29 protein-coding genes are annotated in these 25,359 nt (G+C 73.2%); 12 read left to right on the top strand and 17 right to left on the bottom strand.

The window, feature by feature from the left end; genetic code table 11:
- Window positions 1–92: 92 nt before the first annotated feature.
- The 3 genes from ACIQWA_RS31865 to ACIQWA_RS31855 form a co-directional block, all read right to left on the bottom strand.
- Window positions 93–746, bottom strand: coding sequence for a DedA family protein (locus ACIQWA_RS31865; RefSeq protein WP_402488222.1), 654 nt, complete (start codon window positions 744–746; stop codon window positions 93–95).
- Window positions 747–932: 186 nt separating this feature from the next.
- The gene (locus tag ACIQWA_RS31860; RefSeq protein ID WP_402488219.1) at window positions 933–3,290 is read right to left on the bottom strand and encodes a hypothetical protein; all 2,358 of its coding nucleotides are present in this window, start codon (window positions 3,288–3,290) and stop codon (window positions 933–935) included.
- 136 nt (window positions 3,291–3,426) lie between these two features.
- A complete protein-coding gene (locus ACIQWA_RS31855) occupies window positions 3,427–5,385 on the bottom strand; it encodes an ATP-binding protein (protein ID WP_402488217.1) in 1,959 nt (652 codons plus the stop codon).
- A gap of 241 nt (window positions 5,386–5,626) precedes the next feature.
- Here ACIQWA_RS31855 and ACIQWA_RS31850 point away from each other — a divergent pair, with 241 nt between their 5' ends.
- Window positions 5,627–5,950 (top strand): hypothetical protein, encoded by a 324-nt coding sequence (locus ACIQWA_RS31850; RefSeq protein ID WP_360226405.1) that lies wholly within the window; start codon window positions 5,627–5,629, stop codon window positions 5,948–5,950.
- Between the two features lie 149 nt (window positions 5,951–6,099).
- Here ACIQWA_RS31850 and ACIQWA_RS31845 read toward each other — a convergent pair whose 3' ends face one another.
- The gene (locus ACIQWA_RS31845; RefSeq protein WP_402488213.1) at window positions 6,100–7,257 is read right to left on the bottom strand and encodes a TetR/AcrR family transcriptional regulator; all 1,158 of its coding nucleotides are present in this window, start codon (window positions 7,255–7,257) and stop codon (window positions 6,100–6,102) included.
- A 220-nt stretch (window positions 7,258–7,477) separates the two neighbouring features.
- On the opposite strand from ACIQWA_RS31845, the gene ACIQWA_RS31840 reads away from it, so the two are divergent.
- Window positions 7,478–8,635 (top strand): acyl-CoA dehydrogenase family protein, encoded by a 1,158-nt coding sequence (locus ACIQWA_RS31840; RefSeq protein WP_402488210.1) that lies wholly within the window; start codon window positions 7,478–7,480, stop codon window positions 8,633–8,635.
- Between the two features lie 185 nt (window positions 8,636–8,820).
- Here the strand turns inward: ACIQWA_RS31840 and ACIQWA_RS31835 are convergent, their stop codons facing one another.
- A complete protein-coding gene (locus ACIQWA_RS31835; RefSeq protein WP_360226414.1) occupies window positions 8,821–9,087 on the bottom strand; it encodes a hypothetical protein in 267 nt (88 codons plus the stop codon).
- 135 nt (window positions 9,088–9,222) lie between these two features.
- Here ACIQWA_RS31835 and ACIQWA_RS31830 point away from each other — a divergent pair, with 135 nt between their 5' ends.
- Window positions 9,223–9,540, top strand: coding sequence for a cupin (locus ACIQWA_RS31830; protein WP_402488207.1), 318 nt, complete (start codon window positions 9,223–9,225; stop codon window positions 9,538–9,540).
- 75 nt (window positions 9,541–9,615) lie between these two features.
- Here the strand turns inward: ACIQWA_RS31830 and ACIQWA_RS31825 are convergent, their stop codons facing one another.
- Window positions 9,616–10,209, bottom strand: a complete 594-nt coding sequence (locus ACIQWA_RS31825) for a TetR/AcrR family transcriptional regulator (protein ID WP_402488204.1) — start codon at window positions 10,207–10,209, stop codon at window positions 9,616–9,618.
- A 153-nt stretch (window positions 10,210–10,362) separates the two neighbouring features.
- On the opposite strand from ACIQWA_RS31825, the gene ACIQWA_RS31820 reads away from it, so the two are divergent.
- A complete protein-coding gene (locus ACIQWA_RS31820; RefSeq protein ID WP_402488202.1) occupies window positions 10,363–11,955 on the top strand; it encodes an MFS transporter in 1,593 nt (530 codons plus the stop codon).
- Window positions 11,956–12,041: 86 nt separating this feature from the next.
- On the opposite strand, the gene ACIQWA_RS31815 is transcribed toward ACIQWA_RS31820, so the two are convergent.
- Together ACIQWA_RS31815 and ACIQWA_RS31810 are read right to left on the bottom strand one after the other, a co-directional pair.
- Window positions 12,042–12,320 carry a type II toxin-antitoxin system RelE/ParE family toxin gene (locus tag ACIQWA_RS31815; RefSeq protein ID WP_402488199.1) on the bottom strand — a complete coding sequence of 93 codons (279 nt, stop codon included), beginning with the start codon at window positions 12,318–12,320 and terminating at the stop codon, window positions 12,042–12,044.
- Between the two features lie 5 nt (window positions 12,321–12,325).
- Window positions 12,326–12,607, bottom strand: coding sequence for a type II toxin-antitoxin system Phd/YefM family antitoxin (locus ACIQWA_RS31810; protein WP_402488196.1), 282 nt, complete (start codon window positions 12,605–12,607; stop codon window positions 12,326–12,328).
- Between the two features lie 102 nt (window positions 12,608–12,709).
- On the opposite strand from ACIQWA_RS31810, the gene ACIQWA_RS31805 reads away from it, so the two are divergent.
- The 4 genes from ACIQWA_RS31805 to ACIQWA_RS31790 all read left to right on the top strand — a co-directional run bounded on the left by ACIQWA_RS31805 (window position 12,710) and on the right by ACIQWA_RS31790 (window position 15,144).
- On the top strand, window positions 12,710–13,345 hold the full coding sequence (locus tag ACIQWA_RS31805; protein WP_402488193.1) for a class I SAM-dependent methyltransferase: 636 nt from the start codon (window positions 12,710–12,712) through the stop codon (window positions 13,343–13,345).
- A gap of 105 nt (window positions 13,346–13,450) precedes the next feature.
- Window positions 13,451–14,020, top strand: coding sequence for a methyltransferase family protein (locus ACIQWA_RS31800; RefSeq protein WP_402488190.1), 570 nt, complete (start codon window positions 13,451–13,453; stop codon window positions 14,018–14,020).
- A 185-nt stretch (window positions 14,021–14,205) separates the two neighbouring features.
- The gene (gene tatA, locus ACIQWA_RS31795) at window positions 14,206–14,490 is read left to right on the top strand and encodes a Sec-independent protein translocase subunit TatA (RefSeq protein ID WP_360226432.1); all 285 of its coding nucleotides are present in this window, start codon (window positions 14,206–14,208) and stop codon (window positions 14,488–14,490) included.
- Window positions 14,491–14,619: 129 nt separating this feature from the next.
- Window positions 14,620–15,144 carry an ion channel gene (locus ACIQWA_RS31790; RefSeq protein WP_402488187.1) on the top strand — a complete coding sequence of 175 codons (525 nt, stop codon included), beginning with the start codon at window positions 14,620–14,622 and terminating at the stop codon, window positions 15,142–15,144.
- A 132-nt stretch (window positions 15,145–15,276) separates the two neighbouring features.
- Here the strand turns inward: ACIQWA_RS31790 and ACIQWA_RS31785 are convergent, their stop codons facing one another.
- On the bottom strand, window positions 15,277–15,537 hold the full coding sequence (locus ACIQWA_RS31785) for a hypothetical protein (protein ID WP_402488184.1): 261 nt from the start codon (window positions 15,535–15,537) through the stop codon (window positions 15,277–15,279).
- Window positions 15,537–15,902, bottom strand: coding sequence for an ATP-binding protein (locus ACIQWA_RS31780; RefSeq protein WP_360226441.1), 366 nt, complete (start codon window positions 15,900–15,902; stop codon window positions 15,537–15,539). Before ACIQWA_RS31780 ends, ACIQWA_RS31785 begins: the two co-directional genes overlap by 1 nt.
- Before the next feature lie 251 nt (window positions 15,903–16,153).
- On the opposite strand from ACIQWA_RS31780, the gene ACIQWA_RS31775 reads away from it, so the two are divergent.
- Complete coding sequence (locus ACIQWA_RS31775; protein WP_360226444.1) at window positions 16,154–17,002, top strand: helix-turn-helix transcriptional regulator; 849 nt, start codon at window positions 16,154–16,156, stop codon at window positions 17,000–17,002.
- Window positions 17,003–17,012: 10 nt separating this feature from the next.
- Entirely contained in the window at window positions 17,013–17,204 is a 192-nt protein-coding gene (locus ACIQWA_RS31770) for a DUF397 domain-containing protein (protein ID WP_402488180.1), read from the top strand.
- A 44-nt stretch (window positions 17,205–17,248) separates the two neighbouring features.
- On the opposite strand, the gene ACIQWA_RS31765 is transcribed toward ACIQWA_RS31770, so the two are convergent.
- Entirely contained in the window at window positions 17,249–18,406 is a 1,158-nt protein-coding gene (locus ACIQWA_RS31765; protein ID WP_402488177.1) for a methyltransferase domain-containing protein, read from the bottom strand.
- On the bottom strand, window positions 18,390–18,512 hold the full coding sequence (locus tag ACIQWA_RS31760; protein ID WP_375887446.1) for a hypothetical protein: 123 nt from the start codon (window positions 18,510–18,512) through the stop codon (window positions 18,390–18,392). The genes ACIQWA_RS31765 and ACIQWA_RS31760 overlap by 17 nt, the downstream gene beginning before the upstream one ends.
- Window positions 18,513–18,700: 188 nt before the next feature.
- Here ACIQWA_RS31760 and ACIQWA_RS31755 point away from each other — a divergent pair, with 188 nt between their 5' ends.
- Entirely contained in the window at window positions 18,701–19,429 is a 729-nt protein-coding gene (locus ACIQWA_RS31755; RefSeq protein WP_402488174.1) for a GntR family transcriptional regulator, read from the top strand.
- Between the two features lie 47 nt (window positions 19,430–19,476).
- On the opposite strand, the gene ACIQWA_RS31750 is transcribed toward ACIQWA_RS31755, so the two are convergent.
- Window positions 19,477–19,851: a VOC family protein gene (locus ACIQWA_RS31750; protein ID WP_402488172.1), complete on the bottom strand. Its 375-nt coding sequence runs from the start codon at window positions 19,849–19,851 to the stop codon at window positions 19,477–19,479.
- Window positions 19,852–19,858: 7 nt separating this feature from the next.
- The gene (locus ACIQWA_RS31745) at window positions 19,859–20,461 is read right to left on the bottom strand and encodes an ABATE domain-containing protein (RefSeq protein ID WP_360226462.1); all 603 of its coding nucleotides are present in this window, start codon (window positions 20,459–20,461) and stop codon (window positions 19,859–19,861) included.
- Window positions 20,462–20,541: 80 nt separating this feature from the next.
- On the opposite strand from ACIQWA_RS31745, the gene ACIQWA_RS31740 reads away from it, so the two are divergent.
- Window positions 20,542–21,285, top strand: a complete 744-nt coding sequence (locus tag ACIQWA_RS31740; protein WP_402488169.1) for an MBL fold metallo-hydrolase — start codon at window positions 20,542–20,544, stop codon at window positions 21,283–21,285.
- A 51-nt stretch (window positions 21,286–21,336) separates the two neighbouring features.
- On the opposite strand, the gene ACIQWA_RS31735 is transcribed toward ACIQWA_RS31740, so the two are convergent.
- The 3 genes from ACIQWA_RS31735 to ACIQWA_RS31725 all read right to left on the bottom strand — a co-directional run bounded on the left by ACIQWA_RS31735 (window position 21,337) and on the right by ACIQWA_RS31725 (window position 25,203).
- A complete protein-coding gene (locus ACIQWA_RS31735) occupies window positions 21,337–22,950 on the bottom strand; it encodes a protein kinase (protein ID WP_402488166.1) in 1,614 nt (537 codons plus the stop codon).
- Window positions 22,951–23,326: 376 nt separating this feature from the next.
- Window positions 23,327–24,373, bottom strand: a complete 1,047-nt coding sequence (locus ACIQWA_RS31730) for a hypothetical protein (protein ID WP_402488163.1) — start codon at window positions 24,371–24,373, stop codon at window positions 23,327–23,329.
- Window positions 24,370–25,203: an RNA polymerase sigma factor gene (locus ACIQWA_RS31725; RefSeq protein ID WP_402488160.1), complete on the bottom strand. Its 834-nt coding sequence runs from the start codon at window positions 25,201–25,203 to the stop codon at window positions 24,370–24,372. The genes ACIQWA_RS31730 and ACIQWA_RS31725 overlap by 4 nt, the downstream gene beginning before the upstream one ends.
- Window positions 25,204–25,359: the final 156 nt, after the last annotated feature.

The following is a 25,359-nucleotide window of genomic DNA, read 5'->3' as shown; positions in this document are numbered from 1 at the left end:
TCCGGCCACCGTTCGATCTCCGGATACACCTTGCCTGATCGAACAGCCGGACGCACATGTACGCGACGTCCGGCGGTGGCGCTCCCGGACGCCTACCCGGCGCGCCGGCCCGCGGTGTCGCGCGCTCCGGAACGGCGGGCCCGGAGCAGTTCGACCGCCACCGGGACCACGGAGAGCAGCACGATCCCGACCAGGATGGCCTCGATGTTGTCCCGGACGAAGGGGATCCGGCCCAGGAAGTAGCCGAGCACGGTGACCCCGGCGCCCCACAGCACCCCGCCGACCACGTTGAACAGCACGAAGCCGCGGTAGTTCATCCTGCTCACCCCGGCGACGATCGGGGTGAAGGTGCGCACGATCGGCACGAAGCGGGCCAGCACGATCGCCTTGGGGCCGTGCCGGTCGAAGAAGGCGGCGGCCTTCTCGACGTTCTCCTGCTTGAACACCCGGGAGTCGGGGCGGCGGAACAGGCCCGGCCCGACCTTCCGGCCGAACAGGTAGCCGACCTGGTCCCCGGCGATCGCGGCCAGCACGATCAGCGCGCAGACCAGCCAGAGCGGCTGGTGCAGGTAGGTCCCGCCGGCCACCAGCAGGCCGGTGGTGAACAGCAGCGAGTCGCCCGGGAGGAAGAAGCCGATCAGCAGGCCGGACTCGGCGAAGACGACGGCCAGGATGCCGATCAGGCCGAAGGTGGAGATCAGGGTGGTCGGATCGAGCCAGGACGGGCCGAGGGCGATGCTGGTCACGGTGCGGGCACTCCTGGGGGTCGAGTCTTGGCAATGCAAAGGTAAAGCAATGACAAAGACTCGCCAGGGGTGGCGATGGTTCCCCGCCCGGCCCGGCGGTGCGGGCCGGGCGGGGCGCTGGGTAGGGGACCGGGCGGGGAGCCAGCCGGGGGACCGGGCGGGGAGCCAGGCAGGGAACCGGGCGGCTCAGAGGTCGTAGCGATCGACGATCCCGGTGTGCCGGCCGAGGTCCGCCCCGGCCGCGTCGGCCAGGTCGAGCCAGGCCAGCGGGTGCGCCCAGTCGGCGGTGAGCCGGTGCAGCAGCGCGTCGGCCGCCTCCGCCGAGGCGGTCGGCGGGACGCCGAGCGCGGCGTAGATACCGGGCAGCGAGCCGTCGTCCTCCGCCGGGTCGGTGATCCGGTACTGCTCCCCGCTGTACGCCCAGACCGCGTAGCCGGCCGCCCGCAGGTCGTCCCGGAAGCCGGACCAGGCCTCGTCGCCGGGCCAGGCGCCGTCGATCCAGTACGTGGTGAAGCCCGCCGGGTCGAGCAGGGTCAGCAGGGCGAAGACCGGGCGCCAGTTCGCCCGCTCCTGCTCCGGGGCGTCCTCGGCCGGCGGGGCCTCCAGCAGGGCCGGGGCGAAGACCACCACGTCGCCGTGGTTGAGCGTCAGGTCGTCGCCGAGCACGGGCAGGATCCGGGCGGTGGCCGGGCCGGTGCGGACGGCGGGCAGGTCGGCGGTCGAACCGTTGGTGCGGGTGGCGCGGACGGTGACCAGCTGCCACTCCTCGTCCACCGGGCCCTCGGGCTCGTCGAACTCGATGCCGATCCGGGCGCCGGTGGAGCGGACCACGGCCCAGTCCCGGTTGGCGGTCGCCGCGGTGATCAGGTGCCAGAGGTCGGACTCCTGGACCGTTCGGTGGAGCTGCTCCTCCCCCGCCTCCTCGGCGGGCAGGGCGTGCTCCAGCAGCTCCTGGTAGAGGCGCTGGGCGGTGGCGTGGTCGCCCAGTTCGGTGGCGGCGGCCGCGGCCAGCCGGCGGGTGTTGATCCGGTTCGCCTCCAGCGCCAGGATCGCCCCGCACTGCTCCAGCACCTCGGCCCAGCGGCCCTCGGCGGCGGCCCAGCGGGCGCGGATCCAGTGCGCATCGGCCGGGGCGGTCGCGGCCAGCCGGTCGGCGAGCCGGCGGATCCCCTCGGCGTCCCCGGCCTCGATCAGCAACTGGCCGAGCGTGCCGACCAGTTGCTCGCTGCCCGGGTCGGCGTCCAGTCGCCGCCACAGCAGGTCGGCGGCGGCCCGGCTGTGGCCCAGCCCGCCGAGCACGGTGGCCAGCGGCACGGCCAGCCCGGTGGCGCCGGCGGGCTCGCCCCGGTACCGCTCCAGGGCGACGGCGAGCAGGTCCGCACCGGGCTCGACCGGCATCTCGGCCCCGGCCAGGTACGCCGCCAGCTCGCCGGGCGGGACGGGCAGCTCGGGCACCGGCAGCGCCTCGGCAGCCGTACGCAGGGCGGCGACCTCCCCGGCCACGCCCTCGGTGCGGCGCAGCTGGGCCAGCTTGCGCTCCCCGGTGGCTGCCAGGGTGAGCGCCACCGTACGGGCGCCGCGGGCGAGGGCCAGCCGGCCCGCGGCCAGCAGCAGGTCCACGCAAGGGCGGTGCGAACCGGTGGCGTCCAGGTAGCCGACCCAGCCGGCCAGCACGGCGCCCAGTTCGGCGTCGTTCTCCCAGGCCCCGGCCGCGACCAGCAGCTCGACCGTCCGGGTCCAGGTCTCGCGCAGGTCGGCGTGCCGCTCGGCCTCGGCCCGGGCGGGCAGCAGGGCGAGCGCCTCCGGCGTGCGCCCGAGCGAGGCGAGCGCACGGGCCCGCAGCAGGGCGCCCCAGCGCCGGTCGCTCTCGTCGAGCTCCTCGCCCCGGGCCCTGGCGGTCCGGTCGGTGGTGTCCAGCAGGACGAGCACCTCCTCGTGCCGGCCCAGCAGGTGCAGGGTGCCGGCCCGGGCGCGGTGGAAGCGCAGCGAGACCTGCTGGCCGGCCGCCTGCATCCGGGCGGCGGCGGTGTCCAGGTGGGCGAGCGCGTCGGCGGCCCGGCCGTCGTCCTCCAGGGCGTCGGAGTACTCGCGGGAGAGGCAGTCGAAGCAGGCCCGGCCGGGCTCGATCCGGTCCAGCGTCTCGCCGACCACCTCCAGGCGCTCGGTCACGTACCCGGGGCCGTCGACCCGGGCGTGGCAGATCGCGAAGTCCTGCACCACGCAGACGGACTGCGGGCAGCCGGCCGTCTCCTCCCGGTGGGCGAACTCCAGCAGGTCGACCGCCTCGGGCATCACCGACTCGCCCTGCTGGCGCTTGTTCAGCAGGTTCTGCATCCGCCAGTGCCGCAGGTAGACCTCGACCCAGGGCAGGCCGAGGGCGCGCGCGGCGGCGACCGCCTCCGGGAAGACCGCGTCGAGCTGCTCGTTGCGGCCCTCGGTGGCGTGTTCGGGCAGCTCGTACATCGCGTCGGCGAGCCGTGCGTGGCCGGCTTCGCGCAGCTGCTGGTGGGTGTCGCGCACCCAGGCCCAGATGTCGGTGGTCATGGCTGGTCCCCCTGTGTCGTGCTGGTGTGTGGTCTGGCGCGGGCCGCTGACGGTCCGTCCGGCCGAAGGCCCGTCGATGTGCCCGCTGGGGCGTCGGCCCGGGCGTCTACCGGGGCGTCGGCCGGGCCGTCGTCCGTCACACTTCGTCCCGGAGCGCGCCGGGGCTGTCCGGGACGTCCGGCAGGCCGGCCGGGACGGCGGCGGTGAGGGCGGAGACGGCGGTGCCGATGCCGGCCAGCGCGGCGCCGAGGTCCCCCTCGGCGGGGCCGGTGGAGGCCGCCGCCATGATCACCTTGAGCGAGCGGAGCAGCCCGGCCGCGGTGGCGCTGCCGGTGTGCCCGGCGCGGTAGGCGGCGAGCAGGTCCCGTACGGCCGGGCAGTCCAGGTTGAGGTAGAGCCGGGCCTTGACCGCGCCGTCGGTGCGGGCGGTGAACGCCCGGGCCAGCCGCAGCGCGGCGGACGGGATCCGGGCGTCGGCCTGGTCGTCCTCGATCCGGGCCTTCAACTCGGCCTCCCGGTCGGGCACCAGGACCAGCGGCAGGCCGGGCGGGTCGAAACGGGCCGGGACGAGCTGCTCGCCCTGGTCGGCGAGGGCACCGGCCAGCCAGGCCGCCTCCTCGGGCGGCAGCGGGCGCTCAGGGTCCCGGAACAGTTCCCGGTTGCCCTGCTCGCTGCCCAGCTCGACCAGCCGGCAGCCGCGCAACTGGGCGTAGCGGCGCAGGAACGGCAGTACCGCGTAGCGGTCGCCGCGGGCGATCGGGACGCGCATCACCCGGTACAGCATCTCCTCGAAGCCGCCGCCGCTGCCGAGCGCGACGTGCACCGCGCCCCCGCCGGCCGCCCGCAGGCCGCCCGCGGTGAGGTCGCCCTGCGAGGTGGGCACCGGGACGTCGTCGGCGAGCAGGGTGAACAGCCGGTCGTCGCAGAGCGCGGCGCCGAGCAGCTCCTGGCCGTGCCGGGTGAGGATCCGGCGCCAGACGGCGGGCCGCAGCCGGGCCGTCTCGTACAGGCCGTCCACGACGGCGTCGGCGAGGGCCCGTTGCAGCGCGCGGTAGTGCTCGTCGCGCTGGAGGTCCTCGCGGCTCGCGGTGGGGGTGAGCCGGCTGGACTCGATCACGCCGCCGATGAAGCCGGCCCAGCTGGGCAGCAGGTCGCGGGCGTCCTCGGCGAGCAGCATGCCGCGCAGGTAGACGGCGAGATCGCGGTTGTCGCTGCTGCCGTAGGAGCCGCCGTCCTGGACCCAGAGCAGGCCGACCGCGTCGGTGGCGCCGGCGGCCGGAGCCTCGGCCGTACCGTCGGCCGGACCGTCGGCCGCGGCGTCCCCCTGGACGGGCAGCACCGGGAAGGCGGTGAGCGGCTCGAAGCGGCGGCCGAAGGCGGTGGCGAAGCGCATCCGGGCGGCGTGCTGGTCGCCTTCGACACGCTGGCGCCAGGGCACCTGGACGGCGTTGACGGGCCGTTCGTCGTCGCCGACGTGGACCGGTACGGGCAGCAGGACGCAGTAGCGGCCGAGGACTTCGCGCAGGGCGTGCTCGTCGGCGAGGTGGGCGTGCTCGGCCTTGAGCGCCAGTTCGACGACGGTGCCGGGCTCCGGGCGGGCGGGGACCGGGTCGACCCGGTACTGCTCGCCGCCGCGGCTGCGGTAGCGGTGGCCGAGCCCCGGTTCGCGGTGCGAGGTGGTGGTGACGGTCACCTCGTCGGCGACCGAGAAGGCGGAGAGGAAGCCCAGGCCGAAGGCGCCGATCAGCTCCTGGTTCCCGGTCAGTTCGCGCAGCATCCGGGTGTAGCCGGTGCCGACGGTGGCGAGGTAGGCGTGGATCTCCGGTTCGGTGAGGCCGGCTCCGGTGTCCTCGATGGCGACGGTCCGCCGCGCGGCGTCGGCGCGTACCCGGATCCGCGGCCGGTGCTCGCCGTCCGGGTCCTCCAGGAGCCGGCGGGTGTGCGAGTCGTGGGCGTTCTGGACGAGTTCGCGCAGGGCGACCAGGGGCGTGGAGTAGAGGTGGGTGGCGAGGACGTTCACCAGGCCGCCGAGGTCGACCTCGGTGGTGCGCACGTCGTCGGTCGGGGTGGGCTCGGTCGGGACACCTTCAGACATGGGTCCTCAGTGTGCCAGTGCGACAATCCGTCGACCATTTCTTTCTATGCATCAGACGGAATGACGGATTCTGGTCAATGAGGAATTGACCACTCCCCCACCATCGAGGGAAATGCCACCCGTTTGGTGGAGTTCGTCCACGCCACTGGTGAATGCTGAGCGTGCGACGTCAGGCAACGGCGCTACGGAGCGGCCACTCCGGATCGCGCCACATTCGCACCTCCAGCTCAGGGAGACCAGCGTGTCCCGTATTCGCGCAGCCGCCGCCGTCACCGCCCTCGGGGCCTTCCTCCTCGTCGGCGTCGGCGCCGCCACCGCGCACGCCGACAACGGCGCCGGCGCGACCGACCACTCCAACGGCAGCGTCGTGAGCAACGTCGGCTCCGGCAACGTCATCGGCACCGTCAACGGCAACGTGGTCAACACCCAGCAGACCGCCACCGGTTCGGGGGCGAGCAACCAGAACAACGGCCTCGCCGTGGCGGGCAACGGCGGGAACGTCGGTGCCCTCCAGGGCAACGGCAACTTCGACGCCCGGGTCTACTACCCGCACGTCCTCTACTAGCCGGTCCGACCGGTACCAGCCGGGGCCGACCGGGTCCGCGCCCGGTCGCAGTGCACGGGGCCGGGTGCCCGCCGCCGTTCCGACGGTGGCGGGCACCCGGCCCGCCCCGTCTCCCGGGTGCTTCCGGGGTGCTCCCGAGTGCTCCCGGGCTAGGCGTCCACGCCCAGCACCGCCCGGCCGATCCGCCGCAGGCAGTCGCCGAGGTCGGGCCGGGCACTGTACGGACGGTTCCGCACCCCGTCGTTGACCAGCGAGAACAGCGCGTGCACCCGGATCCGGGCGGTCACCGCGTCGTACTCCGGGCGCACCTGCCGGAGCAGCCCCACCCAGGTGCGCAGGAAGTCCCGCCGGAAGTCCACCGCGGCCCGGCGGTCCGGCGGGGCCAGCCGCTCGGTCTCGCTCAGCATCGCCCCCAGGTAGTCGCCGTTGCGCAGCGCGAAGTCGACGTACGCGCCCAGCCCGGCCGCCAGCGCCTCCGCCGGCCCGGCGGCCGTCGAGATCGCGCCGTCCACCTCGTGCCAGAGCCGCTCCCGGCTGCGCACCAGGGAGGCGGCGAGCAGCTGGGCCTTGCTGTCGAAGTGCCGGTACACGCTCGGGCCGGAGATGCCGACGGCGGCGCCGAGTTGATCGGTGCTGACGTTGTCGAAGCCGCGCTGGTGGAACAGCCGGACGGCGGCGGCGAGCAGCTCCTCCCGGCGGGCCTGCGGCCTCGGCCGGGGCACCTCGCCGGTGGGCAGTGAGGGGCCGGGGGCGGTGTCGTCCAGGGGGACCGCGAGCACGGCCGCGACCAGTTCGCGCAGCAGCGCCTCGGCCCGGCGGGGCTGCGGGGCGACCGACTGGTAGGACAACCCGGCGCAGCCGGAGAGCGCCGACCAGCAGAGCAACTCGGCGTCCGGGGGGGAGAGTTCCGGCCGCTCGGCGCGCAGCACGGCGGCCATCAGGGCGACGTCCGCGCGGAGTTCGCGACGCAGTGCGGCCCGGCGGGCCGGCGGCAGCAGTCGGGCGTCGCGCTGCACCAGGGTGCCGAGCGGGCGGTGGGCGACCGCCACCTCGGCCAGCACCGCGCCGAGTTCGGTGGTGCTGCCGGCCGCGCGCAGGCCGTCGCCGAGCGCGTCCAGGCCCAACCGGACGGCGCGGTCCAGCAGTTCCGGCTTGCCGCGGAAGTGCCGGTAGAGGGCGGGCGCGGTGATGCCCACCCCGGCCGCGACCTCGGTCATCGAGACCTGGTGGTAGCCGCTGCGGTGGAAGCGGTCGGCGGCCACGGCGAGGATCTGGGCGCGCCGGCCGGGCGGCCTTCGGACCACCATCGCGCACCTCCCGCATCCGTCCCGAGCTCCGCCCGAAGGCTAGCAAGGATTCACTTGGCCGCCGCGTCGACCAGCGTTCCCGGGCCCGATTTCCGGGCCCGATTGCCGCGCCGCCGACGCTGGACAGTCGAGGCTACCCGGGATTAACTTGTCGGGCCACCACCTGGCACGTTCCGCCTCCGCCGGCCCTCCGGCCGGCACCGTCGAAGGGAGCGCCGCCGTGCGCCGCACCGTGTTCAACGAGGACCACGAGGCCTTCCGGGAGACCATCCGGGACTTCATCGCCAACGAGGTCGTCCCGGTCTACGAGAGCTGGGAGGCCGACGGCCACCCGCCCCGCGACTTCTACCGCCAGCTCGGCGCACTCGGCGTCTACGGCATCGAGGTGCCGGAGGAGTACGGCGGCGCCGGCGAGAGCGGGTTCAAGTACCAGGCGGTGATCGCCGAGGAGACCGCCCGCGCGGGAGTGAGCTTCGGCTCCTCCGGCGTGCACACCGGGCTGGTGCTGCCGTACCTGCTGGAGTACGCCAACGAGGAGCAGAAGCGGCGCTGGCTGCCCGGCTTCGTCTCCGGCGACATCATGACCGCGATCGCGATGACCGAGCCGGGGGCCGGCTCCGACCTCGCGGGCATCACCACCACCGCCCGGCTCTCCGAGGACGGCACCCACTACGTCCTGAACGGCGCCAAGACCTTCATCACCGGCGGCGTGCTGGCCGACCTGGTCCTGGTGGTCGCCCGCACCGCCCCGTACGACCCGGAGAACCGCCGGGCCGGGCTCTCCATCCTCTGCGTGGACACCACCTCGCCGGGCTACTCGGTCGGGCGCAAGCTGCAGAAGATCGGCCTGCGCACCTCGGACACCGCCGAGTTGGCGTTCGTCGACGTCAAGGTGCCGGTGGAGGACCTGCTCGGCGAGGAGGGCCAGGCCTTCTCGTACCTGACCCACAACCTGGTGCAGGAGCGGCTGGCGATCGCGGTCGGCGCGTACGCGGCGGCCGCGGCGGCGGTGCGGTTCGCGCTGCAGTACGTCAAGGACCGCAAGGTGTTCGGCAAGGCGGTGGCCGAGTTCCAGAACACCAAGTTCACCCTGGCCGACTGCCAGGCCCAGGTGATGGCGCAGCAGTCGATGGTGGACCGGGCGCTGGAGCTCTACCAGGACGGCGAGTTGAGCGTCGCGGACGCGGCCGCAGCGAAGCTGTTCTGCACCGAGTCGGCCTCCACCGTGATCGACAAGTGCCTCCAGCTGCACGGCGGTTACGGCTACATCCTGGAGTACCCGATCGCCCGGCTCTACACCGACAACCGGGTGTTCCGGATCTACGGCGGGACCAGCGAGGTCATGCGCAGCATCATCGCCAAGTCCCTGGGACTGTAGCGGCGCCCCGGGACCCCGGAACCGCGGCGGGCCGCACCCCCATGGCGGCCCGCCGCACCCGTTCGGACGTACGGGCGCTGCGGGCGTGACGCGCTCGTACGGGCGCTGCGGGCGTGACGCGCTCGTACGGGCGCTGCGGTCGGACGGGCGCGCGGGTGCTCAGTTGCACGGGCGCGCGCGGGTGCTCAGTTGGGCGAGCCGTGTTCCGCGCGCCAGGCCTCCCAGCCGGCCGAGGAGGCCACCTTCGCCTCGTGCAGGGCCCGTTGGGCGAGCGCGCCCGGCGGGGTCTCCAAGCTGCGCACCCAGTCGCGGCCCGCGGTGAACAGCGCCGCGCACACCAGCGCCGCCCCGGCCGCGCCGAGCACCGAGCCGATGCCGGTCAGCACCACACCGCCGGCCAGCAGCGAGCGGTTGACCTGGAGTCCGTTCAAGATCTTCTGGTTGGTCGCCATGCCTCCACGATGCGGGCAGTCGGCAGGGCCTGCACCTCGGGCGGCCCGCTCCGGGCCCCTCCCGGGTGCGCACGGCCACTCCGTCCGCCAGCCTGGGCACACGACCCGGGCCCCGGCACAGGAGGAGGCGGCGCGATGCCCGATCTCGAACGGCTCGCCGTGGAGCACGCCGCCCGGGCGGCGGAAGGCCCGCACGGGCGCAGCGCCCATCTGGTGCTGCACGACGGGGTGCTGCGGCAGACCGTGATCGCCCTGACCGCCGGCACCGCGCTGGACGAGCACACCCCGCCCACCGCGGGAAGCGTCCAGGTGCTGCGCGGCCGGGTCTCGTTGACCATCGCCGGGCGGCGGGTGGAACTGGCCGCGGGCGAGCTGGAGCCCGTACCGCAGGAGCGGCACGGGCTGGTGGCCCACGTCGACTCGGTGGTACTGCTGACCGCCGTCACCGCGTAGCGCACGTCACGGCGTTGCGCGCGTCACGGCGTTGCGCACGTCACCGCGTAGCGCCCGTCAAGGCATGGCGCCCCGTCACGGCGTGGCGCCGGCCCCCAGCACGCTGTCGCTGACCAGCCGGAGCCCGCGCAGGAACTCCTGGCCGGTCGGCGCCTGGTCGGGCGCGGCGAGCCATTGGGCGACGTAGCCGGCCAGCAGGATCTGGTAGAAGGTGCCGCGGGCGAGCTCCTCCTCGTTGTCCGGGACCTCGGGAAGCCCCTGGAACACGGCGGCGAGCCCGAGCCGCCCCTCCTTCTGCGCGTCCTCGAAGGCCTTCGCCAGCTCCGGGTTGTGCCCGGCCAGGGCGAGCGCCTCGAACTGCGCGGCCCAGAGCCCCCGGTGCTCGACGAAGACGTCCCGGAGGCCGTTCCAGGCGGCGGCGAAGCGCAGCTCCGGGTCGTCCGACACCTGGTTGGCGCCGTACACCACCACCCCCAGGGCCTCACCCATCTCGCCGATCGCCTCGATCATCGCGGCGTTGAGCAGCGCGTCCTTCGAGCCGAAGTGGTAGCCGATCGCGGCCAGGCTGACGCCCGAGGCGTTCGCGATGTCGCGGGCCGTGGTGCGTCCGTAGCCCCTCTCGTACAGGCAGTGCTTGGCGCCGGCCATCAGGTCTTCACGGTTTCCCATACCCCCGATCCTACGGAACATCTGTACAGATGTCTTGCACGAACGTCTCGGACGCACGTACGTATCGGACGATCGTCTCGTACGGACGTCTTGGACAATCGATTTAGACATCCGTACTAGACAAGCGTCTGAAATGCTCGTACCGTCTTCCCCATGACCGCAACCACCGGCCGCGCAGGCCGCCGTGAATGGACCGGCCTGGCCGTCCTCCTGCTCCCGACCCTGGTCCTCTCCATGGACATGGGCGTGCTGTTCTTCGCCGTCCCGTACATCTCCACCGAGCTGGCCCCCAGCGGCACCCAGCAGCTGTGGATCATGGACATGTACTCGTTCCTGCTGGCCGGACTGCTGATCACGATGGGCGCGCTGGGCGACCGGATCGGCCGCCGCCGGCTGCTGATGATCGGTGCCGCGGGCTTCACCGGTGCCTCGCTGCTGGCCGCCTGGTCCGGCAGTGCCGAACAGCTGATCGCCGCCCGCGCGCTCCTCGGCGTCGCCGGGGCCACCGTGATGCCCTCGACCCTCGCGCTGATCCGCAACATGTTCCACGACCCCAAGCAGCGGCAGGTCGCCCTCGGCGCCTGGGGCGGCGTCCTCACCGCCGGGGCCACCCTCGGCCCGGTCGCCGGCGGACTGCTGCTCGACCACTACTGGTGGGGCTCGGCCTTCCTGGTCGCCGTCCCGGTGATGCTCCTGGTCCTGCTGACCGCGCCCGTCCTGCTGCCCGAGTACCGCACCGCCACCCTCCCGCGGCCTTCGGCCGGGGGCACCCCCGTCGGCCGCTTCGACCTGCCCGGTGCCGCGCTCTCGCTCGCCGCGATCCTCCCCCTGGTCTACGGCGTCAAGACCCTCGCCGTGGACGGCTGGAACCCGCTCCCCGCCCTCGCCGCCGTGGCCGGGCTGCTGTTCACCGGCGCCTTCGTGTGGCGCCAGCGCACCGCCGCGAACCCGCTGATCGACCTGGGCCTGTTCCGGATCCGCACCTTCAGCGGGGCGATCAGCGTCAACACCCTCGCCATGTTCGCGATGATGGGCTTCGCCCTCTTCACCTCCCAGTACCTCCAACTGGTCAAGGGCATGAGCCCGTTCACCGCCTCGCTCTGGTCGCTGGTGCCCAGCGTCGGCGTCGGCGCGGCGATCGGGATCAGCTCGGCGCTGGCCGGCAAGCTCCGCCCGGCGGCCCTGATGGGCGGCGGCTTCGTGGTCGGCGCCGTCGGCTTCGCGATGATGACCCAGGTCGGCCCGCACTCCCCACTGGCGCTCATCCTCACCGCGGCGGGCGTACTGGCCGCGGGCACCGTCGGCACCATGACGATGACCGCCGAGATGGTCGTTTCGGCCGCCCCCGCCGAGCAGGCCGGTGCCGCCTCCGCCACCTCCGAGACCGCCGTCGAACTCGGCAGCTCGCTCGGCATCGCCCTGCTGGGCGCGGCGGGTGCCGCGGTCTACCGCCACCAGCTGGACGGCGCCCTCCCGGCGGGCGTCGACGGCACGGCCGCCGGTACCGCGCGGGACACCCTCGGCGGCGCCGTCTCCGTCGCGGCCCACCTGCCCGGCCGGCTCGGCCCGGACCTGTTGGAGACCACCCGCGGCGCCTTCACGGACGGCCTGCACGTCGCCGCCGTCGTCGGCCTGGTCTTCGCCCTCGGCGCCGCCGTCCTGGCCCACCGCCTGCTGCGCCACCTGCCCACCACCACGGCCCCGGCCGCCGTCCCCACCCCGGAGCAGCAGCCCGCCGCCGTCTGACCCACCCGCACGGCCCCGATCCACGCGAGTCATCGAGAGCCCCCGCCCACCCGGGCGGGGGCTCTCCGCCGTTGAGCGACACGGACTCAAAGGCGCCGGTAGACCTCGCGGCGATTGCCCGCCGACAGGACCCAGACCACCAGCACCCCGTCCCTGACGGTGTACAGCACCCGGTAGTCCCCCACCCTCAGCCGCCATCGGGCATGGTGCCCCTGGAGAGCCCTGATGTCGAAGCCCGAGGTGTCGCCGGCATCCAGGGCCTTCTGCAGCTCGGCGAGCCGGTGAAGAATCCGAACGGCATCCTGCTTGGGCACCTTGAGGAGATCCCGCTGCCCGTGCGGGCTGAACCTGGTGACGTACCCCATCACGGTCAGCCGTGGTGATCGCGGAGCATGGCGGCCATCTCTTCCAGAGAGACGGAGCCTTCCAGCCCTTCGGCCTCGGCCTCGTCCGCGAGACGGTTCAGCCAGTCGTCCTCGGCCTGCTCGGCAATCTCCCGGAGGTGCCGGTACTCGGCGATGTCGATCACCACCGCCTCCTGCTTGCCCCGCCTGGTGATGATCGTTGGCGTCTCGTCACGTCGCGCCCGTTCGATCACATCTGCCAGATGGCTTCGAACCTCGGCCATCGACTCAATCACTGGCTCACTCATGACGCGAATGTAACAGATGTACATCCGTCACAGGTGGCAGTCCGGCCAACCAGGTTCGGGAAGAGAGGGTGCGAGGCGGGCGGCCGTGCCAGGGTGAGGGGCATGGGGACTGAACACGAACGGGTGCGCGGGAGTTACGACGCGGTGGCGGAGGAGTACCTGGGGCGGATCGGGGGTGAGTTGGCGCACAAGGTGGTGGACCGGGCGCTGTTGGGGGCCGTCGTGGAGGAGGCCGCCGGCGGGCTGGTGGCGGACCTGGGGTGCGGTCCGGGGCACGTGGCGGGGTGGCTGACCGAACAGGGCGCGCGGGTGGTCGGGATCGACCTGTCGCCGCGGATGGTCGAACTGGCCGCGCGCGAGCACCCGCGGGCCGAGTTCCGCACCGGGGACCTGCTGGCGCTGCCCGCCGCCGACGGCGAGTTCGCGGCGGCCGTGGCCCTGTACTCGGTGATCCACCTGGAGCCCGACGAACTGCTGCCCGCCTTCGCCGAGATGCTGCGGGTGCTGCGGCCCGGCGGGCTGCTGCTGGTCTCCTTCCACCTGGGCGAGGAGGTGCGGCACCTGGAGGAGTGGTGGGGCCATGACGTCGACGTGGACTTCCACTTCCTGCGAACCGACGCCGTCGCCGCCCGCCTGACCGAGGCCGGGTTCGCCGTCGAGGCCCGGCTGGAGCGGGACGGCCTGCCCGAGGAGGCCGACACCCGACGCGGCTACCTGCTGGCGCGGCGGCCGCGCTGACCGTCCACCCGGGGGTGGAGGCCGCTGCGTCCACCCCCGGGTGCGTGTCCCGACGGCGCGGCCGGGGGACCGTGGAGGCGTGGTCCCGACCGTCAGGAGCCTCCCATGTCCCTGCCGTCCCTCCTCTCCCTGCTCGGCGTCCTCTGCTGGGTCGGCTACGAGCTGCTGCTGCGCCGCCGCGAGGACAGCGCGGCCGGCAGCTGGCGCGCGGACGACCGCGACCGCGGCTCGACCCGGCTGCTGCTCGCCTGCTACGTCGCGTCCGTCCTGGTGGTGGTGCTGTTCGACCGCGCCGGCCTCGGCACGCTGCCCACCGGGCCGCGCTGGTCCGGGGTCGCGCTGGTCGTCGCCGGGCTGGCCCTGCGCGGCTGGGGCATGCGCACCCTGGGCCGCTACTACACCCGCACCCTGCGGACCGTGGACACCCAGCACGTGGTCCGCGGCGGCCCGTACCGGCTGATCCGCCACCCCGGTTACGCGGGCAGTCTGCTGGTCTGGTCCGGCTACGCGCTCGGCACCGGCAGCTGGGCGGCGGCGCTGCTGGTCACAGCCCTGCTGCTCGGCGCGTACGGCTGGCGGATCGCCGCCGAGGAGCGGCTGCTGCTCAGTGCCTTCGGCCCCGCGTACGCGGACTACCAGCGGGTTTCCAAGCGGCTGGTGCCGTTCGTCTACTGATGGGCCACTGACGGCTCGAACGGCGGGAATCGTCGGACGGGCCCTCCCGGTCCGCTCCAACGGCACCTGGTTTTCGGCCAGCGTTTCCCGGCCGGTGTATCCGTTCGGCGTGAGGGCCAGGCATACTGGCCAACAGGGCCTAGCGCCCTCCGTGACTCTAGACAAGAAGGGACCGGTGGCCAGGGATGCTGCGGAACGGTCTTGAGCCCTGGCACATCTTGGTGGTGCTGGCGGTCGTAGTCCTGCTGTTCGGATCGAAGAAGCTGCCGGAGATGGCCCGTGGCCTCGGCAAGTCGATGCGCATTCTGAAGGCGGAGACCAAGGCGATGCGCGAGGACGGCGGCGAGCAGGCGGACGCCGGCACCGCGCAGAGCACGGCCGCCCCCCAGCAGGCCGCCGACCGCCCGGCCGTCACGCCGACCAACGTGACGAAGAGCGCCGAGGCGAAGCGCCCCGAGACGACCGCCTGAGTCGTCCGAGCTCCGCTGTCGAGCCCCCCGGTGGATTCCACCGGGGGGCTCGACGCTTTCCCGGGCCGCCTCGCCCCGGCGGAGCAGTCGGACGGGCGGGGCGCGCCCGGGTGGACCAGGCTGGGCGGGATGTCCGAGAACTCTCCTCTCCCGTCGGCCGACCTCCGGGCCATGGCGTGGCTGCTGGGCGCGTTCACGCTGCTGACGGTCGGGTACTTCACGCTGCCGTTGGAGTGGTTCGGTGACCGGCGTCCGGTGCTGAGCTGGACGGTCTTCGTGGCGGCGCTGGGCGGGTTGAGCTGGCTGATGCTGGCGAAGATCGTCGGGTTGATTCGGGGGACGGCGAAGCGGCCGGTGGCCTGGCTGGCCTTCCTCATCTTCCTGGCGATGATCATCTTCTCGGCGACGTACTACGTGCTGGGCGCGCACAAGGCCGAGTTCGCGGGGCTGGAGACGCGGTTGGACGCGCTCTACTTCACCGTGGTGACGATGGCGACGGTGGGGTACGGCGACATCACCCCGGCGGGGCAGACGGCGCGGCTCGTGGTGGTGCTGCAGATCGGGTACAACTTCGTGTTCCTCGCGGCGGCGGCCGGGACGGCGTCCCGGGCGATCCGCGGGAACGTCGAACGACGGATCCGGCGCGACGGGTGAGGGCCGCTGTGGCCCGCCCGGCCCGTCAGTCGTCCCCGTCGGGCTCGGGCGGGGCCGCGCGGAGGGCGGTGACGACCCCCAGGGCGACGGTCGCGAGCGCGAGCGCGAGGAGGGCGGCGAAGGCCGCGGCGATCAGGAATCGCACGGGGCGCCCCACTGGCGTTCGGCTTCGAGGAGGAGGGACAGGAGGTTCAGCAGCGTCGACGCGGGCGCCGTGTTGAAGCAGACCAGGACGCGGCCGTCGAGGGTCCGGTCGGTGTCGATGGAGGGGAAGAGCAGGCCGAACTTACGGCCGCGCTGCTGGAGTTCGGCGATCAGCGTACGGATGTGCTCGTCGGTGCAGGCCCGGACCCGGGGATCGGTCGGCAGCAGCGGGCGGCGGGGGAGGGACATCAGGCGGCGTCCAGGTCGCACTCGAACCAGATGACCTTGCCGCGTTCCTGCGGGTCGACGCCCCACCGGTGGGTGAGGCCGGCGACCAGCTGGAGGCCTCGGCCGGACTCGGCGAGGAGGTCGAGGGGCCGCGGGTCGGGGAGCGCGGGGCTCTCGTCGGCGACCGAGACCCGAAGGGTGTTGTGGAGGAAGAGGATCTCGGTGACCGGCGCGGGGGTGTCGCCGTGCAGCCAGGCGTTCACGAGGAGCTCACCGAGGGCGAGTTCGGCCTCGAAGGTGGCGGAGGGGTGCCACCCCGCGCGGACCATCGCGTTGCGGAGGGACTGGCGGGAGAGGGCGAGGGAGGGCGTGTTGAGGTGACGCATGGGAGAACTCCCGGGCGTGTGTGGGATGGAGAACCGGCGGATACGTCGCCGTGGACCAGGCCATGCGGATGGGCATGGCTGCTCTGCGGTGCTTGCCAGCAAGCATTACTGACGATCCGTCGGATCGACGTGACATCGACCATAGCTCACCGAAGTCACATGTGATTCCAAGTCCGGATAACTTCACTCTCAAGTGGACCCCGTCCCCGGCCGAGCGGCAGACTTGGGCCACATCGGCAAGGAAGGAACCAATGCCGCCGCGAGTCAGCCCGACACTCCGTCAACGCCGCATCGGCACCGAACTCCGGAAGATGCGCGAGGCCGCCGGCCTGTCGACCGGCGCCCTCGCCAGAGACCTCGGCATCGACCGGACCCAGGTCAGTCAGATAGAGGCCGCCAAGGTGGGCGTGAGCCCGGAGCGCCTCCGATCCTTCGCCGCCGCCTGCAAGTGCATGAACGAGCCGCTGATCGACGCGCTGGAGGTCATGGTCCAGGACCGCTCGAAGGGCTGGTGGGAGGACTACCGCGGCACCATCCCGGACGGGTTCCTCGAAGTCGCCGAACTGGAGAAGACCTCGGAGAGCCTGATGCTGTGGGTTCTCACCCACATGCCCGGCCCGTGCCAGACGATCGCTTACGCTTCGTCAATGTTCGGACGATCGATCCCGCCCGTCCCTCGGCACGAGCTGGAAGTCCGGACCGCGTTCAGAATGCGCCGCAAGGCAGATCTCCGCCGCGACCAGAAGCCCATGACCTTCTTCATCTACGAGTCGGCTCTGTGGACCCGCTTCGGAGGCGTGGAGATCCTTCGGGAGCAGCTCGAATCCCTACTCGAAGACTCCGAGCAGCCGTGGATGACCGTCCGAGTCGTACCGTTCGACATCGACACCTTCCCCGGCGCCATTGAGAACCTCACCTACGCGTTCGGCAAGGTGTCCGAACTGGACACCGTGGAGGTGGAGTCCTCCCGTGGACCTGTCTACATGGATGCCGTCAACGAACTCACCTGCTACCGATCGATCTTCACTCGCACCGAATCGATCTCGTTGAGCGAGAGCAAGTCTCGTAGCCTGATTCGCAAGATCGCAAAAAGCCTATGAAAGGCCAATCATGACCTACACCGAGTGGCAGAAGTCATCATTCAGCGGGTCCGGCAGCGAGTGCGTGGAGGTCCGCAAGGCCGACACCCTCATCGAACTCCGGGAGTCCGACGAAGGCGACACCATCCTCCGCACCACCCCCACCGCCCTCGCCGCCCTCCTCCACGGCCTCAAAGCAGGCGAATTCGACCACCACGCCTAACCACCCAGCGGCCCCTCGCGCTCGTCCGCGCGAGGGGCCGCCGTTCAGGGCAGGGTATTTCCGGGGTCGTCCAGCCAGACGGACTGCGTACCGTCCCGGGTGATGGTCACGCCGAACCGGCAGAGGTCCGGCCTTCCTGCCTCCAACCACCACAGTCGGGCGCTGGTGATCTCGTCCCACAGCCGGCGCGGCCCGGACTGGCGGACGGCGTCCTCGGCGTCCCATCCGGCATAGCGGGCGGACGCCCACGAGCCCGCGCCGTCCGAGAGTTGCATGCGGTAGGTGCCGCTGGGGTCGGCCTCGTCCCACACGTGTTCGTACCGGACGCCTGGTACCCGCAGGCCGATGGCGAAGGCCGCGTGAACGTCCTCCTCCGCGAGGTCGGGATCCATCAGGGACGGGCCCCGGTAGTCCGGCGTGCCGGAGGGGCCCGTCACAGCGTGGGGCCGCTGCGATCGCATCCACATGAAGCTGACGTTGCCGACGAACCGCCCGTGCGACGACTCGCCCGGCCCACCGACCACCAGGCGCAGCAGTCCGGCGTTGGCGTACGGGGTGCCCCACGGGGTGACGATCACGCCGCCGGGTCGGGTCTGCTCGATCCAGGCGGACGGCACCCGGCGGACGGCTGCCGTCGAATGGATGCGGTCGTAGGGGGCGCCTTGGGCCCACCCGGCGAGCCCGTCGCCGACCACGCAGTCGGGTGAGAATCCGGCGGCCCGGAGTCTCCGCGCCGCCTCGGCAGCTACGGCCGGGTCCACCTCGATCGTCGTCACGTGCTCATCGCCGAGTCGGGCCGAGAGCAGAGCACTCGTCCATCCGGTGCCGGTGCCGATATCGAGCACGTCGCACCCGTCGCTCAGGTCCAGGTGGCGGAGCATGTCTGCGACCAGGGACGGCATGGATGCCGATGACGTGGCGATTCCGGGTCCGTCGTCGTCCCCGTCGTCCAGCTGTGTGACGACCACATCATCGGCATCGACCATGGCCCACCAGTCGTCCGGGTCATCGGACCGGGTGATCCGACGGTAGCCCGTCGGGGCATCGTCATCCGGGGCCCACACGGCGCCCGGGACGAACGCAGAGCGCGGGGCGCGCTCGAACGCGCCCCGCCACTCCTCGCCCAGCACGCCGGCCTCGGTCAGGTCGGTCAGCAACTGCGCGTACTGATCCATTGATTGGCTCTCACTTCTTCTTCTCACCCGGGTCGGCCGGGGGGACCTTCTTGGTCCACTGGCCGTCGGACTCCCGCTTGGACTGCTTCTTGTCCCCGGACTCGCCGCCCTTGCCGTCTCCGCGCTTTCCCATCTTCGACTTCCTCTCGGCCGCTTGGTGTCCGGCCCGTTCGGTGCTGCGGATCCCACCGACCCCCAGTCATCCGACGGACCGTCAGTGAACTAGTCCAGCATGGAGAGTGACCCAGATCGCTCGCTACGGTTATGAGTGAACTAGTCTGCCCACGCGGGGGATCGCCCACCGAGCGGAAGCGAGCGCACATGCCGAGCAAGACGCCGAAGACATGGTCCGTGATCGCCGATCACTACCGCCAGCGAATCCTCTCCGGGGAGCTCGAGCCGGGCTCGAAGCTGCCCAGCAACAAGGAGATCGGCGGCCGCTGGAACGTCGCCGTGGCCACCGTCAGCCGAGCGCTCCAACACCTCCAGGTGGAGGGCTACCTCCGCACCTCACCACGCGGCACGTTCGTCGCGGACGACCCCCGGGTGGCCGCCAGCAGCCGGGACCGGCTCACCCGGGTCCAGCGGGTGCGGTCCAGCCTGATGGAGGGCGAGACCAGCCGCGTGACGGCCGCCGAACTCGTCACCCCGCCGCTCTACGTCGCGGATCTCTTCGACCTGGAGCACGGCGCACAGCTGGTGCGCCGCGAGTACATCGCCGGGCGTGGCAAGTCGCGGACCCTCTTCGCGGTGTCCTGGTACCCCGCGCACTTCGCCGCGCTCGTGCCCGACCTGCTCAACACGGCACCGGGGCGGAACGACGGGATCACGGCGCGGGTCCTCGAAGCCACCGGTCGGAGTATCACAGCGGCACGCGACGACATGCACGCGCGCACGGCCGATCAGCGGGAGGCGGCCGGGCTGGCGGTACCGGTCGGCAGCCCGATCCTGGCTCTCGTCCACCGCTGGTCGGACGACGACGGGTTGATCGAGTACACGGAGTCGTGCCTGCCCGCTCGGTTCACCATCGGCTACGAGTACACGCCGTAGGGGCGCATCGCACAGGGTTGTCCACAGGGTGTGGACAACCCTGTGGGTCAACCGTGCGTGGTGTCGATGACGCAGAAGCGGTTGCCCTCGGGGTCGGCCAGCACCACGAAGTCCGGGTCCTCGGGGTAGAGGTCCCAGTCGACCTCCTCGGCGCCGAGGGCGAGCAGGCGCCGGACCTCGGCGGCCTGGTCCTCGGCGTCCGCCGCGTAGAGGTCGAGGTGGACGCGGGGGTGCTCCTGGACGGGGGACTCGCTGTAGCCCAGGGCGAGTTGGACGCCGGTGCCGCCGGCGGCGGGGACCAGGACCGTCCAGTCGTCCTCGACCAGGCCGCCCCGCGGCACGTAATCCAGGGCAGCCGTCCAGAAGGTGACCGCGCGGGACATGTCGGCGACACCGAGGACAAGGGATCCGATCGTCAGCACCGCGCCATTATGACGCGGCCTCAGCCTTGTTGCGGCGGGCGTAGGCCCGGGCCGCGCGGACCCGGTCGCCGCAGCGGGTCGAGCACCAGTGGCGGGCGGCGTGGGTGCGGACCAGGAAGCGGGTGCAGGGGCTCGCGGCACAGGCGGCGAGGCGTTCGGCATCCGAACCGGTGAGCAACTCGGCCGCGTCGGCGGCGATGACGGCCATGGCGTGCACGGCGACCTGGTCGGCCGGATGCGCCAGGGCGCGGTACGGGCCGTCCGGCGCGTCCCAGCGCAGCAGGGCGGCGGCGGAGGTGGCGGTCAGCGCGGAGTTGAGCGCGTCCACGGCCTCGCCCGGCGGCACCGCGCCGTCGACCCGGGCGGCGAGCAACACCCTCAGCTGGGCCCGGAGTTCGCGCAGCCGCCCGGTGCAGTACTCGTAGACCTCCGCACCCTCGGGGGCGAGACCCCGCTCGACCAGCCAGCGGGTGGCGTCGGCGGGGGTGGCCAGCAGGTCGAGACGGCCGGCGGTGAGCACGAGGTCGCTGTTGGCGAAGTCGAGGGCGACGTGCTGCTCCGAGCCCGGTGCGGGCGGCGGGGCGGTGAGGGTGGCATTCACGGTTCTCATGGTAAACCTTGCGCTCTCCCGTGATGGAGGTGCTAGGTTCATCACGTCAAACGATGGCTTTCTCCGTGAGGTGAACCAGCATGTCGAACATCCGCGTCTTCGGCGGCCCGACCGCCCTCATCGAATTCGGCGGCCTCCGCTTCCTCACCGACCCGACCTTCGACGAGCCCGGCGACTACCCGCGCGGCGGTGGCCGCGTCCTCACCAAGACCGCACCCTCCCCCGTCACCCCCGCCGCCGTCGGCCCGGTCGACGCCGTCCTGCTCTCCCACGACGAGCACCCGGACAACCTGGACACCTCGGGCCGCGCCCTGCTGCCGACCGTGCCCCTGGTGCTCACCACCACCAGCGGCGCCGAGCGGCTCGGCGGCACCGCGCGCGGGCTCGCCCCCTGGGAGTCGGTGGAACTGGCCCGCCCGGACGGCGGCAGCGTCACCGTCACCGCCGCACCCGCGCTGCACGGGCCCGAAGGGGCCGAGGCGGTGCTCGGCCAGGTGATCGGGTTCGTCCTGACCGCCCCCGACCTGCCGAGCGTCTACGTCAGCGGCGACAACGCCTCGCTGGCGCTGGTCGAGGAGATCGCCGAGCGGTTCGGCCCGATCGACACCGCGGTCCTGTTCGCCGGCGCCGCCCGCCCCGGGCCCTTCGACGGCGCGCTGCTCACCCTGGACAGCGCCCAGGCCGCCGAGGCCGCCGTCCTGCTGGGCGCGCGGCGCGTGGTGCCGGCGCACTTCGACAGCTGGGCGCACTTCACCGAGGGCCGTCCGGCGCTGGAGGCGGCCTTCGCGGCGGCCGGGCTCGGCGACCGGCTGCAGTTCGCCTGACCAGGGAGCAGGGGCCCTGTCGTCCTGGTCGCCCTGGTCGTCCCAGTCGTCCTAGTCGTCCTGGAAGTTGCCCGCCGTGTGGAGGGTGGCGTACAGCGCGGACAGCCGGGCGTTCCAGTTGGCGTAGGTGGGGGCGTCGATGGCGTGCTTCTTGCCCAGGTCCTTGATCGTCTTCTGGGCGGCCCGGAGCTGCTGGGCGGCGTCGTCGGGGTTGCCCTCGTTCAACCGGGAGGCGGTCGCGTCGAGGATCTGCAGCAGCTCCGTCTGCTTGTCGCGCTCCTTGCCGACCTGCGCCTGCGCCACGGCCTGGCGGAAGGACTGGAGCTGGAGCTCCGCGGGCTGGTTGCGCGGGACGGACTGGGTGGGGGCGGCGGAGGTCGGCGCGGCAGCCGGGGTGCTGGGGGCGGCGGCAGCGGAGGTCGGGGCCGTCGTCGGGGTGGTGGCCACGGACTTGGTCGCCGCCGGGGGCTTGGCGGCGGCGTTGCCGGCCGGCTCGTCGGCCGCGGTCAGCACCACCGCGATGACCCCGGCGAGGCCGGCTATGCCCAGCGCTCCGAGGACCAGGGGCTTGTTGCGGCGGCTCACGGTGGGGGCGGGCATGGGGAGCCGCCCGGCCGGGTGCGCCGTGGGCGGCATCGCCGGGAGCGGCGCCATCACCGAGGTCGCGGCCGGAACGGGGTGGTGCGGGGCCTGGTGCGGAGCCTGGGGCGGGAGCAGGGTGGTGTGCTGCTGGTCCGAGGCCATCGGGGTCCCCGGGGCGGCCGGGGCCACCGGGCCGACCGGCGGCAGGAGCTGGGTGGCGGCCGAGGTGGTCGCGAGCAGCTCGGCGGTCGGATCGCCGACGGCCAGGCCCGGGACGGTGGCGAGCAGTTCGGCCCGCGCCGCGGCGGCGTCGGCCGGGCGGTGGGCCGGGTTCTTGGCCAGCAACCGCAACGCCACCGCGTCCAGCGCCGGCGGCAGGCCCGGACGGCGTACGGACGGGGGCAGGGGCTGCTCGCTGACGTGCTTGAAGGCGATCGCCACCGGGGTCTCGGCGGTGAACGGGGTCGCGCCGGTGAGCATCTCGGTCAGCACGCAGCCGACCGCGTACAGGTCGGTGCGGCCGTCCAGGGCGGAGGCGGTGGCCTGCTCGGGCGAGAGGTAGGCCGCCGTACCGAGCACGCTCGCGGTCTGGGTCAGGTTGCTGGACGAACCGGCCCGGGCGATGCCGAAGTCCACCACCTTCACACCGCCGTCGTCGGTGATCATGATGTTGCCGGGCTTGATGTCCCGGTGCACCAGGCCCGCCGCGTGCGCGACCGACAGCGCCTCGCAGACCGCCGCCGCGATGCCGACCGCACGCTCCACCGGCAACTGCGGCTGCTGGACCAGGACGGCGGCGAGGGAGCGGCCGTTCACCAGCTCCATGACGATGAACGGGGTGCCCTCGTCCACGCCCGAGTCGAAGACCATGACGATCCTCGGGTGCACCAGCATCGCGGCGTGCTGCGCCTCGCGGCTGAAACGCTCGGCGAAACGGGGGTCGTCGGCGAGGCCGCCGTTGAGGACCTTGACCGCCACCTGGCGGCCCAGGACGCGGTCGAGGCCTCGCCAGACCGTGGCCATGCCTCCGACGCCGAGTATCTCGACGAGTTCGTAACGCCCGTTCAGCGCGCGTCCGATCACCTGGGACTCCCCTCACGTGCGGCCTCCGGGGTCCCGGGCGGCCTCGTGCACCTGTGCACGATAGCCGCCCCGGGCCCGGGGTCTGAGGGGGTGGCGGCCGGGGGACCGGGCAGCGGTCCCCCGACCGCCGGCCGTGGGGTGCGGCCCGCCCTGACTGCGGGAGGGCGGGCCGCACGTTCCGGGCCGGCCGGGCCGGAGGCGCGTCCGGGGAGAGCGCCTGCCGGGCCGGCCGGGGCCGGCCGGGTGGACGGTGGGCACGGGGGAGCCGACCGGCCACCCGGGGTCTTCGGGTGGTTGTGCGTACTGCGGGTGGTGCGGTCCGGATGGGCGGCGAGCCCGGGGGGAGTCGCTCGCCGCCCATCCGGAGTTCTGGGGGTCATCTCCGGGTGGACTGCCCGTCCTCGGAGGGGCCGGTCCTGCCCGGACGGGTGTCCGGCGGGGTCGGGAGGTTCAGCGGGGGCGGGATCGGGGTGCCCTTGCCGGGCTTGGCCTTGCCGTCGCCGCTGCCGTTGGTGTCCTCGTTGCCGTTCCCGTTGCCGTTGCCGTTCCCGTTGCCGTTGCCCTTGCCGTCGGTGGTGCCGCTTCCCTTGCCGTCGCCCTTGCCGGCGCCGGAGGGGCTCGGCTGCGGGCCGGTGCCCTGGTGGTCACCGTCCTGGTGATCGCCGTCCTGGTGACCGGGGGCGCCCTCGCAGTAGCCCTGGACCTGGTCCGCTCCGCCGGCCGCCGCGATCAGCGGGCCGAAGACCGGGTCGGTGGCCAGCCTGTCGGGGCGTTCGCCCTTGCCCGTACGGTCCGCGAAGCGCTGGCAGAGCGGGAGCAGTGCGGCGGGCGGGGCGGGGTGCCCGGGGTGTTCACCGGCCGTGGGGCCACCGGGCGAGGCGGGGTCGGCCGGGACGGTGCGGTGCGGGTCCGCGAAGGCGCCGATGGACGGCCGGGTGGTACCGCCCGGGGAGGCGGCGCCGGAGCCGGTGGAGCTGCCGGGCGGGGAACCGGACGGGCCGCCCGGGGCGGCGACCGCGTGCTCGGGTTCGGACGTGCCGCCGCTCAGGGGGGACGGCAGGTTGCCGGTGCCGGCGGCGACCGCGACCCCGCACAGCGCGGTGGCGCCGAGCACGGCGGCAGCGGCCTTCGTGCTGAAGGCCCTGGCCAGCGCGGCGGTTGCCATCGATCGTCTCCGGACGGGTGTGACTACGGGGTCGGGCGTGAGACTCGCCTCCCGGAACGCGGCCAGGGCGGCCTCCTCCCCGGCCAGTTCGGCGGCCGTCGCCGGGGCGGCGGCCGCGGCCAGCACCCGGGCGAGCTGCCCGGGACCGTCCGGTCCGGTGAGCGAGGCGTCCTGCCCGGCCGACGGGCCGCCCACGGCACCGCCGAGCAGGTGCTCGGCGGCATCACGGTCGATCCGACGGGATCGGTTGGTGCTCATCTCATGTCCTTCAGCGTCGCGGCCCGGCGTTCTGTCACACCCTGCGGAGAAGTTTTTTTCGTGGGTTCCACGGCAGGTTGCCCCGCGGACTCCCGCGCCCGGGCCGGCGACCGTTCCGCGCCCGCCGGTTCGGCCCGGCGGGCGGCCGGGATACCGGCCCCGGAGGCGAAGGGCTGCTCCAGCAGCTTGGCCAGTCGGCGCAGCCCCCGGTGGGCGGCCATCCGGACGCTGCCGGCCCGCTTGCCGAGCACCTGTGCGGCGCTCTCGGCGTCCAGTTCCATGACCACTCTCAGCAGCACCGCCTCGGCCTGGTCGCGCGGCAGCCGGGAGATCAGGGCCAGCGCGTCGGCGGTGCCGACGGTGGCGAGGGCCGTACGGGCGGTGTCGTCCCCGGCAGCCAGTTCGGCCAGGTACTCGTACGGCAGGTCGGCGACCGGGCGGCGGCGCCGGGCGCGCAGGTGGTCCATCGCCCGGTTGCGGGCGACGGTGGCGGCCCAGCCACGGAAGCCGTCGCCGTCGCCGGAAAAGCCGCGCAGGTCGCGGGCGATCTGGAGCCAGGCCTCGGAGGCGATGTCCTCGGCGTCCTGGACGTCCTCGGGCCGGCCGCCGACGAGCACCCTCAGGTAGCGCAGCAGGCCCGGCTGGACGGTCCGGAACAGCAGCCGGAACGCCTCCTCGTCCCCCTCCTGTGCGGCGCGGACCGCCTCGGTCAGGTCGGTGGGAGCGGGGCCCCCGCCCGATGGTGGGCCGACGGAGGGTACGGGTCCGGACCGGCCGAGGGGGCGGCCGCTGCCCGCTCCGGGGTGTTCTGCACTCTGCACCCGCCACATGATGCGCCATCCAGGCGAACGGGTCGGCGCCGGTCGAAGGACCGGGCCCGACGAGGCCGGACGGGGCCGGACGGCCAAGGTCCGGGGCCAAGGTCCGGGGCCAAGGTCCCGTGGACGGCTGCCGTTCGCCCGCAGCCCCGGGACACCGCCCGCGCC

This window comes from Kitasatospora sp. NPDC098652 (assembly GCF_044760155.1).
Classification (GTDB): Bacteria; Actinomycetota; Actinomycetes; order Streptomycetales; family Streptomycetaceae; genus Kitasatospora.
Note: the sequence above shows the minus strand (reverse complement) of the source record. Positions and strands in the feature narration are given on the sequence as shown.